Genomic DNA, 13,345 nt, shown 5'->3' with positions numbered 1-13,345 from the left:
GGTTGTGTGTACAAAATTTACATAATTATTGTATTATATGCTAAAAAATATTCAGAAACATTTAGATATCAAATTAATTAAATTATCGGCAATTTTAGCCTTTATTTACTGCTTATTATTCAATAGTGCAATATTAATTTATAAATTTGATTATTATAAAGCAACAATCTTTAGAGGAATATTAGAACTATCAAAAGATTTCTGCTATGTTTATATATTTTCTTTTATAGCATTTTTTGGTCTTAGCGTACATAGATTAGCATTAAAAATTGGTTCATGCTTTTTATTTATCACTTCTGCAATAGCTAGCTATTATATTTATTTCTTTAAAATAACTCCTACTAAGCAAGTAATTGGTAGTTTTTTCTCAACAGATTTAAATGAAGTTTATGAACTTACAAGTATTAAATTAATAATATGGATGATTTTTAGCTTATTTACTTGTCTTTACACACTCAAATCTTTTGCCACTTCTGATACTAAATCTTTTGTCACAAAATTATTATCCGCAGCGTGTTTACTTATCTTTTTATATAATATCATTACTCCATCTTTTAAAATATTAAAAAATTACTTTCCTGTTCAGTATTTACATAATACTTATCTTAATTTTGCTGGAAGCCTAGTAGGTAAAAATTATGCTCAAATAGATATCAGTAAGCAGTATAATTTCGTAGATAATTCTGATAATGATATTATTGGTGTTTTAGTCATAGGAGAGTCAGCAAGATTTGATCATTTCGGTATTAATGGTTATATGCGTGATACAACACCTCGATTGAAAAATATCGAAAATCTTACTTCCTTTAAAGCTAAATCTGCATCAAACTTAACTTATATTTCTATACCCTCATTACTTTCACGTTATCCTGCAAGTAAAATTGAAGATAATAAACTTGAAAATAGTTTTTTATCAGTTTTGACTAGTATAGGATTTAATACTACTTGGATTGGTACGCAAACTTTAATGAGAAATTTTGCAAATTTTGACTTAGGTACTATCTATAATGATGTTAATTTTACTATAGTACCAGGGGGCTCTGCTTTATTTTCTTTAAATGATCATGACGGGAAAATGCTTCCCTTTGTACAAGAAATAATTTCAAATTCAAGTAAACAATTTATAGTAGTTCATACATCCGGCAGTCACTGGAATTACACCGCAAGATATCCTAGAGAATTTGAGCAATTCACTCCTATTTGCAGTGATAAAATTAAGTCTGACGCCAGTAATTGCGAGCAGCTAGCACTTGTTAATAGTTATGATAATTCTATTTTATACACTGATTTTTTTTGTCTAATTTGATTGATTTACTAAAAGACAAAAATGCATTTCTATTATATGTCTCTGATCATGGCGAATCATTAGGGGAAAATGGCTATTATGGTCATGGCGGACCGCTAATTGCAGAACAAACAACCGTACCCTTTCTAGTCTGGATGTCAGATGAATTCAAGCAAAAGCATCCTGAATCAGTAGCATCAATTAAAAATTATGCCAATAATGAAATTAGCCATGATTATGTTTTTCATTCAATTCTTGACTGTCTAAATATAGATTCTGATGTCATTGACAAGGGTTTAAGTTTATGTAAATCTAGCTATTAACCCACCAATTAAATACCTGACATAATAGTTGCAAATACTAAAATATAATGTTAGAATGAAATAATGCTAAAAAAAGAAGATTTTAGGACATTATCAACGAGTGCACAAGCAGCTTTAAGAAAAGTTGCATTAAGAGCAATTGATAAAGGAGAAAAACAATCAGATGTATCAAATCTTATAGGAGTAACACGTCAGACTATTAGTAACTGGGTTAACAAAAGAAGAAGAGGTGATAAATATGCAATAACTGGCAAGTCTAGAGGAAGAAAGACAGGAGAGAAAAGAATAATAAATGAAATGCTGGGTAAAAAAATACAAGATTATATAAATCACTCTAGACCAGAAGATCACAATATCAAATCTGCACTATGGTCAAGAAAAGCTATTAATGCCCTGATTAAAAAATGCTGTGGTTTCTTTTTGCCATTAAGTACGATTGGAGAATATTTAAGAAGATGGGGATATACTGCACAAAAACCAAAGAAATTAGCTTATGAGCAACAGCCAAAACAAGTTCAAGTATGGCTAGATGAAGAATATCCCGCAATAGTAAAACAAGCACAAATGGAACAAGCTGAAATACACTGGTGTGATGAAGTGGGTATAAAATCAGAATGTCAGGTGTTACAGAGCTATTCTTTAAAAGGCAAAACACCCGTAGTTATTCATAAATCAAAACGATTTACTATAAATATGATATCAACTGTTACGAACAATGGTAAACTAAGGTTCATGTTATATGAAGATACACTAAAAACAGATATATTTATAGAATTTCTAAGAAGATTAGTGAAATCTGCAAGAAGGAAGATCTTTTTAATATTAGACAATTTAAAAGTACATCATAGTAAAAAAGTATACAGCTGGACAAATAAGCATAAAGATAAAATTTCTTTGTTTTTTTTGCCTCCTTATACTCCACAACATAATCCAGATGAATACTTAAATAATGACTTAAAAAGAAATGTAAATAGAAAACATATACCTCTTACAAAAGATGAGTTAAAATACAATCTTAAATCTTATTTACGTTGCTTACAGAACAATCCTAAACATATACAAAAATTGTTCCAAGCCGATGATGTTAAATATGCCTCTTAAGTCAGGTATTTAATTGGTGGGTTAATAATTTGTAAATTTGGGCTTTTTATTATTCGCTGTTGCTTTTTTTAATATGCTAATTAAAGACTCTCTCACAGAATATATCCTTTTTTAAATTAAGTTTAAGTTTTAATACCACAAAATATGGTATTAATTTTTGGAAATGCAATATATGAATATTATTAAGATTTGTCAATAAAACAGATGGTTAAAAAAAATTTAGGAGTTTTTAAGACATAAAGTAAAATGCCATAACTCTCTTTATAAGACAAAAAAAGTTATGACATTAAACTTTTAAAAGATTGATTTAAGTTAAATAAGAAAAATCACCTAAAGAATTAACTTCTTCACTAGTATGTGTATTTTCATATTCTATTATAAAATCTTTTAATATCTGCTCAGATGCTTCAGCTGATTGTCCTCCAAATAACTCCCCCAAATACTCAAAAGGATTTTTAGGAACATTTAACATAATTTTAATTAAGGGATATCTTAAATCATCAGATAAGCCTATATCAATAGCACGAATATCTGTTGCTAATTTGTTATATTTATTACAAACTTCTGAATCTTTAAAAAAACCTTTTTCTAAAATTGAAAGATTCCCATAATATTTAAGCAATTCTTTGGTAAGCTCTTTTGCTTCTGTTAAAAGATAGTTTTTATAGCTTCTGCATCTAATCCCATCTCTGTTAAATTCTTTAACTCTTCATTATAATTTTTTAATAATTCGTTGATACTATTAATCTTCCCTTTAACATCAAGCGGAGGATTTTGAGCGTTATTTCCTAATCCTGATTGTTGTGGCTCTGCTTCAATCTGAACTTCAAGGGTGTTAAATTGTACTCCTAATACTACAAATTCACTATCTTCAACAAGTGCTTTATATTCTGCATATGCTTTCATTACAGTTGGATATTTTTTATGGCTATCAGGAATAGCAAATAAACCTTGTTCTTTTTTGTCTGTTTCTTCTAATAATATATTAAATACTTTAGACTTGAGTGGATCATTTCGAGTTGCTTGTAAATTTTGCGACATAAGATCTAATATCTTTTTACCACCTGCTATGTCTTGCTTACCATCCCAGCCTCTACCTAAACTTAAGTAAGTTACTCCTTTCCCTTGAGCTTTTTCTAATATCACTGACAAGGTTTCCCATACATGGCTAGCATTTCTACCTACTGCTTCCAATTCAAGAGCAACTTCTGTGAATTTAATAGGTAATGTATAAGGTATTGTACTATTTACAGAATTAAATATAGATAAGCTTGTTCCCTCAACTGTCGGATTAAAGTTTTTTACTGCTTTAGCAAATAATGGGCTATTTTTAACTATCTCAGGTAACTTTTGAAGAGCTTCAAAACCCCCAAAGTCATTAAGACTCCATTCTTTATTATCTCTAACAATTTTAACTAAATTTTCTTTAAGGTTATGAATTGAATATTGCTGCATATTTAAATACTCCATATGTTTATAAAGACGTGGCGGCAAAAACCATAAAATACGGTTTTATTAATTTTTGTAAAGATATCATATTCTAATTTATTAATATATGTCAAGAAAAACCATGAAACATGGTAATTTATTTCGTATTTTTACCACATTTTTTAAAAAAATAACTCACTTTAAACTACATTATTAACAAAAATTCATAATCAACTATAAAATTTAATTATTATTAATAAATAGTAATTTATTTATAAAGGCATTTATGGCAGAAAATGAAACTGAGCAACTATCTTCTAAATTCTTTAATATCCTTAAAGATACTGATCTAACTAAAAATGCAAATATTCAAGCTTCAAGCGACAATTTAGCTAATTCTATTATAAATATTAATAAGGAATTAAATTCAGAAACAGCTACAGCTTATTTAAATGAAATAGAAAAGATCAACAAAGAAATTCCTGACTTTAAAGAAAAAAAGCTAGCTCAAATGCTAACGGTTATAAAAGATACTTTACCATCTATTCAAAACCCTGATGTAAAAGAAATTTTAGATATACCATTAATTGAATATTTGGCAGAAAAACAATCTAAAGAATATAATCAAGAAAAAGAAAATTTTGAAAAACGAGGAAAAGTTGTCCCAAAAGCTGTTTCTGATCTTATACGTGATAGGAGGGTTGCAAATGTTCAAGAATTTAAAAAAGAGGCTGATAAAAGTGAGGGAGTATCAGGAGGCTATATAGCAGATGAACAGGCAACACATAACGGTTTTATAAGAAAGGAGCAGATGTAGAAACAACTCAACAATGGATGGATCGAAATGACGCAGTACGTGAATTAATCGGCGGTAATATGTATGAGCAATTATTATATAATCGTGCTCCTAAAGAAGAGTTAGTAACTGGCTATGCAAATTCTAAATTGCCTGATTTTGTTTCTAAAATTTTATACGTACGTTCTAAATTTTTAGAGAATAGCGAACATTTAGGAGATGTATTAGAACAAACTAAGACACCCAAACTATCAGGCTTTGAAAAAGCTATTGCCGCCTCTCATATATTAGGTGAATCGGATTATCATACTCAAAATTTAATGGTTCAAAATAATAATACTGTAGTAAAGATTGATCATGGAAGATCTTTTATGAATTTTAATAAAGATTTTACTTCAATGCTTAAAGATGCAAATGAAAAGTTTGAACGCTTTGGATATAATAAAAACATAGAAAAAGGACAATTAACATTTAATGTTAAGGAATATAGTAAATCACTAAATCAAATGCTTAATCAACTAGACAATAATCAAATCGATAATATAATTGACCAAAAAGTAGATGAGTTAGTAAAAAATGGATTTGATGCTAAAGGAATATGTCCAGGTAAATTAGATATAAAGGGATTAGATACAAGTGTTATTTTTAATAACGAACAAAAGCTACGAAAATATTATAAAGATAATATTAAAGAAAATCTTTCCAATATGAAAGAAATAGCAAAAAAAGTTGATATAGTGGCAAAATATAGTACCCTTCACCAGATTTTGAAAATGGTAAATGGTTAAAAGATATGGCTAATTCGCCTATGCAAGATCCGGTAGCGTATACCGCACATAATGATATTCAAATTGAAGGTAAAAACGCTTTACAATGGGCACATGAAAATAATTATAAAATTGAAATACCAACATCAGAAGTAAAAACTGAAAAAGTAACAGAAAGCCAATGGAGTAAAAATGCAAACGGAAAATGGGAAGAAACTCCAGTAGTAAGTAGAAAAAAAACAGAAAGAATACCGATCCATAGACCCTCTAAAATATATCTTATCTAGAAATCAAGTTGCAATATCAAAATCAGAAAAAGAGTTTCTAAATCAAGCTATAAATTTAGGTATAAAAAACAATTTTGATGAATCTTATAAAGAAAATACACGCTTTAAAGATGATATTAACCCACCAATTAAATACCTGACTTAAGAGGCATATTTAACATCATCGGCTTGGAACAATTTTTGTATATGTTTAGGATTGTTCTGTAAGCAACGTAAATAAGATTTAAGATTGTATTTTAACTCATCTTTTGTAAGAGGTATATGTTTTCTATTTACATTTCTTTTTAAGTCATTATTTAAGTATTCATCTGGATTATGTTGTGGAGTATAAGGAGGCAAAAAAAACAAAGAAATTTTATCTTTATGCTTATTTGTCCAGCTGTATACTTTTTTACTATGATGTACTTTTAAATTGTCTAATATTAAAAAGATCTTCCTTCTTGCAGATTTCACTAATCTTCTTAGAAATTCTATAAATATATCTGTTTTTAGTGTATCTTCATATAACATGAACCTTAGTTTACCATTGTTCGTAACAGTTGATATCATATTTATAGTAAATCGTTTTGATTTATGAATAACTACGGGTGTTTTGCCTTTTAAAGAATAGCTCTGTAACACCTGACATTCTGATTTTATACCCACTTCATCACACCAGTGTATTTCAGCTTGTTCCATTTGTGCTTGTTTTACTATTGCGGGATATTCTTCATCTAGCCATACTTGAACTTGTTTTGGCTGTTGCTCATAAGCTAATTTCTTTGGTTTTTGTGCAGTATATCCCCATCTTCTTAAATATTCTCCAATCGTACTTAATGGCAAAAAGAAACCACAGCATTTTTTAATCAGGGCATTAATAGCTTTTCTTGACCATAGTGCAGATTTGATATTGTGATCTTCTGGTCTAGAGTGATTTATATAATCTTGTATTTTTTTACCCAGCATTTCATTTATTATTCTTTTCTCTCCTGTCTTTCTTCCTCTAGACTTGCCAGTTATTGCATATTTATCACCTCTTCTTCTTTTGTTAACCCAGTTACTAATAGTCTGACGTGTTACTCCTATAAGATTTGATACATCTGATTGTTTTTCTCCTTTATCAATTGCTCTTAATGCAACTTTTCTTAAAGCTGCTTGTGCACTCGTTGATAATGTCCTAAAATCTTCTTTTTTTAGCATTATTTCATTCTAACATTATATTTTAGTATTTGCAACTATTATGTCAGGTATTTAATTGGTGGGTTAATAGTATAGTTAAAAACCTTAATAAAGAAGATAAAGCTATTACTAGTGAAATTGAAAAATTAGCTCAGAAATTTGTAAAAAATAATTCAAAAAATACTATAACAACAGAAGCAATGGAAAAATTATATGATGATACGCTTCAGATAATGAAAGATAAAAAACTGCTGACAGATCAAGATATAGCAACTATTAAAAATGATAAAAGCTTTAAAGAGAGAATTAAAAATACTACAGAATTTATAAATAATGAAAATAAATTTGATATATCAAAAACTGATAAAATCTATTATAAATTAGCAAGATTTTGTAAAAAAAATCGGGTTTAAAGGGATAGCAAATGACCTTAAAGCAAAAATCGATCCTGAAACATTAAACAAGATCAATAAATTTGAAAATGTACAAAATATTACCTCAGATATAAGAGAAGTATTAATGAATAATAGAAGCGGAAAAGAAGGAATTCAAACCGCAAGACTTAATAAAATGAATATAAAATTAGATATCCAACCAAAATTAAATACCAAACCAAAAAATCGTAAACAAGAAAGTACTCAAAGATAAGCTATCATATAAATTGGTAATTGACTGATTGGACAAAAAAGTCTATTATCACCTCAAGTTAAATATAGTTAGGACATATATGAAAGTCGTTAGTTCATTAAAATCATTGAAAAAGCGTGATAAAGATTGTCAAATCGTTAAAAGAAGAGGCAAAATTTTTGTAATAAATAAAAAGAATAAAAGATTTAAAGCAAAACAAGGTTAAATATTTTTAAAGTATAGATAAAATGGCGGGACACTCAAAGTTTAAAAATATTCAGCATCGTAAAGGTGCTCAAGATAAGAAAAGAGCAAAAGTTTTTACAAAATTAATCCGTGAGATAGTTACCGCCATCAAAGCCGGCTCTACAAACCCCGATAATAATCCACGTCTTAGAACTGCTTTAGCCACTGCTCGCAGCCAAAATCTTCCTAAAGAAAGAATTGATAAAGCTATTAATAGTGCTAATGATTCCGCTAATAATGAAAATTATACAGAAATTAGATATGAGGGTTATGCACCCGGCGGTATTGCTATAATAGTTGAAGCTTTAACTGACAATAAAAATCGTACTGCTGCTGAGTTACGCTCCAGCTTTACTAAATATGGCGGCAATTTGGGCGAAACTGGTAGCGTTAATTTTTTATTCAAACATTGTGGAGTCATTCAATATCCTCTAGAAATTAGCTCAGCTGAAAATATTTTAGAAACTGCAATAGAAGCAGGAGCAGATGATATAGTTTCAGATGAAGTACTACATACTATATACACCGATATTGAAAATTTTTCTAAGGTCTTAGAATTTCTAACAGATAAATATGGCACTGCTGAAGAAGCTTATATAGGATGGGTTCCTTTAAATACAATAATTATTGATGATAAAGAAAAAGCTGAAAAACTTTTAAAGCTTGTTGATCTTTTAGAAGAAAGCGACGATGTGCAGAGAGTTTTCGGTAATTACGAATTATCAGATGAATTTTACGAGATTTTACAAGGCAGTGATGAATAATATGCAAATAATTATTTTAGCAGCCGGCAAAGGCAGCAGAATGGAGTCTAATTTACCAAAAGTAATGCATGAGGTTGGCGGCGTTCCAATGCTTGAAACAGTATTAAAGAACTCGCTTAAAATAACTGATGATGTAGTTATAGTTTATTCAGAAGATTTAAAAAAATATTTGACACCTTATGAAAATATGTGTCGTTTTGCCTTACAAAAAGAGCCTAAAGGTACAGCTCATGCTACTCATGCAGCAATAGATTTGATTGATGAGAATAAAACTATTTTAGTATTATATGGTGATCACCCACTTATTACTCCAGAATTAATGAATGAATTAGTAGAATACCTAAATTTTAGTAATGCTTCATTAGTAACATTATGTTTTGAAAGAGACGATCCTGCTTTTTATGGTAGAATCTCCATAGATCAAAATGGTGAATTTTTGGAAATAATTGAATATAAAAATGCTACTGAAGAACAAAAGAAAATAAAGCTTTGTAATTCTGGAATTATGGCATTTAATCCTGGAATTTTAAACAAATATTTACCTTTATTTGCTACTAATTTTAGAGATAATAAAGAAGTTTATTTAACAGAAATAGTAAAATTGTGCAAAGCTAAAGAAGAAAAAGTTTCTTATTTATTATCTAATAATCATGATTTGATTGTCGGTGTTAATACTAAAAATGAACTTTTGGAAGCTAACAATATTTTTTCAAATAATAAATAATAAATTAAATTCGTATTTTAGATGGAAACCGCTTTCCATTTAAAATACTCATTATTCATGGATAGATGGCCGAGCGGTTTAAGGCGCACGCCTGGAAAGCGTGTTCACGGCAACGTGTCGGGGGTTCGAATCCCCCTCTATCCGCCAACTAAAATTAAAACTAACTTGATAAGATTGAATATATAATTAGCATTTTTTCTTTTCTAAAGTCTTTATTTTCTTTTCTCTCTACCGTTATATATTCCTAAAAAAATTGGTAAACAAATATACAGAACTCTTCATTATTTTGAATCTCTATTCAATTATATTATTGATCCAAATAAAAAATTTTAACCTCCGGTAAAAATTCCTATTGACTTTTATATAAAAAGGTATGAGTTCTTTACAATTTAATTTTTTGTAAAGGATTTATGCTAGGTTACGCAAAAGAGCAAAAAAACTTACGTAAAGAACAAAAAGAAGCTATAGGATTATTGTCAGTAGGAACATTTCTAGAATATTTTGACCTTATGCTGTATGTTCATATGGCAGTGCTTCTTAATGAGTTATTTTTTCCAAAACAAAATCAATCTGCAACTTACTTATTATCGGCTTTTGCCTTTTGTTCCACCTTTGCTTTTAGATCTATAGGTGCTTTAGTATTTGGATGGATTGGGGATAAGATAGGGCGTAAAACTACAGTGGTAATGACTTCGTTCTTAATGGCTTTATCCTGTTTTTTAATGTTTATCTTGCCTACTTATGCCGAAATTGGTTTTACTGCTGCTGTAATAGTTACGATTTGTCGTGCACTTCAAGGCATGTCTTCCCTGGGCGAAATAATAGGAGCAGAATTATATTTAACTGAATTAACTAAACCACCCATACAATATCCAGTGGTTGCTTCTTGTGATATATTTGGAAATTTAGGAGCTGCTGCTGCTTTAGGAGTCGCAACCCTTGTAACTATGCAAGGTTTTAATTGGCGATATGCATTTTTATTTGGTACTATCATCGCAGTAATCGGGGCTATTGCTAGAACAAGGCTTAGAGAAACAGTAGAATTCGTTGATGCAACCAAGAGATTAGTAAATAAAATTGAAAACTTTGGACTTAATAAATCAGATATAGAAACTAATATAAATTTAAATGATAAATTAAATATAAAAACTTTATTAGCTTATTTTACAATAGAATCAACTGGACCTATTTGTTTTTATTTTAAATATATCTTATGTGGAGATATACTTAAAACTCACTTTGCTTATACCTCTAGCCAAGTTATTACTCATAATTTTATCGTTTCAATAATCACTCTTATTAATAGTGGTATAGTTACTTATTTAAGTTATAAATTTCATCCTTTAAAAATTTTAAGAATAAGATGGGTAATATTTGCATGTATGGTTTTATTTTATCCATATTTATTGATTAAAATGGATAATGTTTTCCAATTACTTATACTACAAGTACTTATAGGAATGTTTGCTATTAGGGTATTTCCTGCTGCTCCAATTTTTTATAAAAACTTTCCTGTATTTAAAAGATTCAGATGTGTAAGTCTAACTTTTGCTATAGTACGTGCCATAATGTTTGTTTTAACTTCTTTTGGCTTAGTTTATCTAGTTAAAATTTTTAACTACTGGGGGATACTTATATTGTTAATACCATTTACTATTTTTTATAAAATAGGATTAAATTATTTTGAAAAACTAGAATTCAAGAAAGATACTAATTTAGTAATAAATTAGTATACACATATTCTTGCCTTTCCATATGATCAACAGGAAATATAGCATTGTAGCATAATTTATATAAATAATTTTCTATCAAGAAAGGAATAAGTAAAAAACTTCTCAAAGTTTCCTCTATAATTTTTTGTGCCTTTTCAGGTGATTTAGCACCTAAGGTTTGTACGTTATGGATGCGGTCAAATAGCTTAATTAATACTGTGTCATATCTTTTTTGTTTAACTAATATATTCAGACTTTCTTCAGCGGTAATTTTTCCGTATGGTTTAACTCTGGTCAAACCCTCTACGTGCTTTGCCACTTCTTCCCCGAAGATTTTGGCAATCATTTCTTCAGTTAATGCCGTATCTTCGATAGTATCATGAAGTAGTGCCGCTTGTATCATTACAGATGTGTAAAGCTTAGGTACTTCTGCGGCTGTAAACTCTGCCACCATAATTGCCACTTCAATTGGATGAGAATAATATGGATCGCCTGACTTACGCATTTGCAAGCCGTGATATTCACGGGCATAATATATCCCTTTTTTTATTTCTTCTAAATTTATTGGATTTACTACTTTAGTATTTAAATAGCGAAGTTTATCTAGAAGTTTTTTAGCATAAATGCATTCTTCAAACCTTTCTTTCCAAGAGCTTAAATCTTCCATAAAAGTTTATTTTTAGTTAGTTAAAACAATTTTTGTAACAGCTTATATTCAAAGTTAAAAGTAAAAAGTTATAATAATAAATATTTTTTAAACTTTATGTTGCAAAATTCAGTCATAACTTACTTACAGAAAAGAATTTAAAAAATACACTTCACTTAAAACTAATATAACAAAACTTGACAAAAGCCTTACTTAAGTCTAATTTATACTCATGGGAAATTCATATTACGTATCCAAAAAAATAATAAAAAATGCTATGCATTTTACTGGATTGCTTCGTCAAAACTTTCAGTGTATCCTCGCAATGACAGGAAAAAGCAATCTATGTGAGCAACGCATTACGTACCATTCTCCTCATTAATCAAGACCATTAGCTATTTAAATATCTTTTATATATTGTATGAGTACAATAAAACCTCATCAAGTGATAACATTAGACATAAAACAAACTACTTTATTAGAAGAATTAAGCCAAATAGCAATAGAGCTTAATAAACCTAAGAGCTTACTTAAATTCTTTAACAAAAATAACCTTAAAAGCGGAATTTATTTATTTGGTCCGGTTGGCACAGGTAAAACTATGTTGATGAATTCTTTTTTTGAAAAGCTTAACGTGCCAAAAATAATTATTCATTATCAAAATTTTATGCAGGATATTCACAAAACAATGCATAAATTACAACTGGAAAATCAAAAAGATATCGTCCCCAAAATTGCTAAAGATTATGCTAAAAAAACTAGAGTACTTGGGATAGATGAATTTGAAATTAAAGATATAACCGATGCAATGATAATCGGTAGATTATTTGATGAGCTAATAAAACAAAATGTTTTTATTTTCATAACTTCTAACACCCAGCCTAATAATTTATATAAGGATGGGTTGCAAAGAAATTCATTTTTGCCGTTTATCGATAAAATAAATAACGAATTTTACGTTAAATATCTTGATAATCACCATGACTACAGATTTGATAAAGCTTTAAATGTTAAAGGCGATAGGGTTATTTATCCTCTAACACCTAAAAATCAAGATAAGTTCCAAAAAATTATTGCAGATATTAGTGATAATAATTTCACTTCACAAACTATTGAAGTTTTAGGCAGAGAAATATCCTTTCAAAAAGTTCATAAAAGAACATTAATCACTGATTTTAATGAATTATTTACAAGAAATCTTAGCTATATTGATTATGTCAATATTTGCCAGAAATTTAATATTATTATTGTGCAGAATGTGCAAGTTATTCCACCTGATAATACTAATTTAGCAGTCAGATTTATCAACTTTATTGATAATGCCTATTTTTATAAAATTCTACTTTTTATGAGTTTAGAAGATAACCCTAATAAAATATATCAGGGGTCAGCAAGAGCTGAAGAATTCAAACGCACTATCTCAAGGTTAAATGAAATGAATAGCGAGTCTTACTTATTAAACAACGATTTTAGAAACTGAT

Annotated in this window: 15 protein-coding genes, 1 tRNA gene and 1 pseudogene; 13 read left to right on the top strand and 4 right to left on the bottom strand. The window is 28.8% G+C overall.

Going from position 1 to position 13,345, the window contains the following annotated elements:
* Nucleotides 1–37 precede the first annotated feature (37 nt).
* Both AAGD54_RS03265 and AAGD54_RS03260 read left to right on the top strand, forming a co-directional pair.
* Nucleotides 38–1,608: pseudogene (locus AAGD54_RS03265) on the top strand (phosphoethanolamine transferase).
* A gap of 63 nt (nucleotides 1,609–1,671) precedes the next feature.
* The gene (locus AAGD54_RS03260; RefSeq protein ID WP_341794233.1) at nucleotides 1,672–2,709 is read left to right on the top strand and encodes an IS630 family transposase; all 1,038 of its coding nucleotides are present in this window, start codon (nucleotides 1,672–1,674) and stop codon (nucleotides 2,707–2,709) included.
* Between the two features lie 307 nt (nucleotides 2,710–3,016).
* On the opposite strand, the gene AAGD54_RS03255 is transcribed toward AAGD54_RS03260, so the two are convergent.
* Both AAGD54_RS03255 and AAGD54_RS03250 read right to left on the bottom strand, forming a co-directional pair.
* Complete coding sequence (locus tag AAGD54_RS03255) at nucleotides 3,017–3,331, bottom strand: hypothetical protein (RefSeq protein ID WP_341789086.1); 315 nt, start codon at nucleotides 3,329–3,331, stop codon at nucleotides 3,017–3,019.
* Between the two features lie 26 nt (nucleotides 3,332–3,357).
* The gene (locus AAGD54_RS03250) at nucleotides 3,358–4,164 is read right to left on the bottom strand and encodes a hypothetical protein (RefSeq protein WP_341789085.1); all 807 of its coding nucleotides are present in this window, start codon (nucleotides 4,162–4,164) and stop codon (nucleotides 3,358–3,360) included.
* 259 nt (nucleotides 4,165–4,423) lie between these two features.
* Here AAGD54_RS03250 and AAGD54_RS03245 point away from each other — a divergent pair, with 259 nt between their 5' ends.
* From AAGD54_RS03245 to AAGD54_RS03235, 3 genes are read left to right on the top strand one after another with little or no spacing between them, the layout of a single operon-like run.
* A complete protein-coding gene (locus tag AAGD54_RS03245) occupies nucleotides 4,424–4,954 on the top strand; it encodes a hypothetical protein (RefSeq protein WP_341794992.1) in 531 nt (176 codons plus the stop codon).
* A gap of 17 nt (nucleotides 4,955–4,971) precedes the next feature.
* The gene (locus tag AAGD54_RS03240; RefSeq protein WP_341794991.1) at nucleotides 4,972–5,721 is read left to right on the top strand and encodes a hypothetical protein; all 750 of its coding nucleotides are present in this window, start codon (nucleotides 4,972–4,974) and stop codon (nucleotides 5,719–5,721) included.
* Nucleotides 5,722–5,726: 5 nt separating this feature from the next.
* Complete coding sequence (locus AAGD54_RS03235; RefSeq protein WP_341794990.1) at nucleotides 5,727–5,987, top strand: hypothetical protein; 261 nt, start codon at nucleotides 5,727–5,729, stop codon at nucleotides 5,985–5,987.
* A gap of 141 nt (nucleotides 5,988–6,128) precedes the next feature.
* On the opposite strand, the gene AAGD54_RS03230 is transcribed toward AAGD54_RS03235, so the two are convergent.
* Nucleotides 6,129–7,166 carry an IS630 family transposase gene (locus AAGD54_RS03230; RefSeq protein ID WP_341794233.1) on the bottom strand — a complete coding sequence of 346 codons (1,038 nt, stop codon included), beginning with the start codon at nucleotides 7,164–7,166 and terminating at the stop codon, nucleotides 6,129–6,131.
* Between the two features lie 29 nt (nucleotides 7,167–7,195).
* On the opposite strand from AAGD54_RS03230, the gene AAGD54_RS03225 reads away from it, so the two are divergent.
* From AAGD54_RS03225 to AAGD54_RS03195, 7 genes are all read left to right on the top strand, one after another.
* Entirely contained in the window at nucleotides 7,196–7,558 is a 363-nt protein-coding gene (locus AAGD54_RS03225; RefSeq protein ID WP_341794989.1) for a hypothetical protein, read from the top strand.
* 106 nt (nucleotides 7,559–7,664) lie between these two features.
* A complete protein-coding gene (locus AAGD54_RS03220; protein ID WP_269208689.1) occupies nucleotides 7,665–7,793 on the top strand; it encodes a hypothetical protein in 129 nt (42 codons plus the stop codon).
* A gap of 79 nt (nucleotides 7,794–7,872) precedes the next feature.
* Complete coding sequence (gene ykgO, locus AAGD54_RS03215) at nucleotides 7,873–7,998, top strand: type B 50S ribosomal protein L36 (RefSeq protein ID WP_004998227.1); 126 nt, start codon at nucleotides 7,873–7,875, stop codon at nucleotides 7,996–7,998.
* Nucleotides 7,999–8,020: 22 nt separating this feature from the next.
* Nucleotides 8,021–8,782 carry a YebC/PmpR family DNA-binding transcriptional regulator gene (locus AAGD54_RS03210; RefSeq protein ID WP_341794988.1) on the top strand — a complete coding sequence of 254 codons (762 nt, stop codon included), beginning with the start codon at nucleotides 8,021–8,023 and terminating at the stop codon, nucleotides 8,780–8,782.
* Nucleotides 8,775–9,506: a sugar phosphate nucleotidyltransferase gene (locus AAGD54_RS03205; protein WP_410525915.1), complete on the top strand. Its 732-nt coding sequence runs from the start codon at nucleotides 8,775–8,777 to the stop codon at nucleotides 9,504–9,506. Before AAGD54_RS03210 ends, AAGD54_RS03205 begins: the two co-directional genes overlap by 8 nt.
* A 59-nt stretch (nucleotides 9,507–9,565) precedes the next feature.
* A tRNA-Ser gene (locus AAGD54_RS03200) sits at nucleotides 9,566–9,653 on the top strand.
* Nucleotides 9,654–9,916: 263 nt separating this feature from the next.
* Nucleotides 9,917–11,236: an MFS transporter gene (locus AAGD54_RS03195; RefSeq protein ID WP_341794987.1), complete on the top strand. Its 1,320-nt coding sequence runs from the start codon at nucleotides 9,917–9,919 to the stop codon at nucleotides 11,234–11,236.
* On the opposite strand, the gene AAGD54_RS03190 is transcribed toward AAGD54_RS03195, so the two are convergent.
* Nucleotides 11,217–11,885, bottom strand: coding sequence for an HD domain-containing protein (locus tag AAGD54_RS03190; RefSeq protein WP_341794986.1), 669 nt, complete (start codon nucleotides 11,883–11,885; stop codon nucleotides 11,217–11,219). The genes AAGD54_RS03195 and AAGD54_RS03190 overlap by 20 nt on opposite strands.
* Nucleotides 11,886–12,285: 400 nt before the next feature.
* Here AAGD54_RS03190 and zapE point away from each other — a divergent pair, with 400 nt between their 5' ends.
* Nucleotides 12,286–13,344 carry a cell division protein ZapE gene (gene zapE / locus AAGD54_RS03185; RefSeq protein WP_341794985.1) on the top strand — a complete coding sequence of 353 codons (1,059 nt, stop codon included), beginning with the start codon at nucleotides 12,286–12,288 and terminating at the stop codon, nucleotides 13,342–13,344.
* Nucleotide 13,345 lies beyond the last annotated feature (1 nt).

It is taken from the genome of Rickettsia endosymbiont of Rhinocyllus conicus (assembly GCF_964026465.1).
Classification (GTDB): Bacteria; Pseudomonadota; Alphaproteobacteria; order Rickettsiales; family Rickettsiaceae; genus Rickettsia.
Note: the sequence above shows the minus strand (reverse complement) of the source record. Positions and strands in the feature narration are given on the sequence as shown.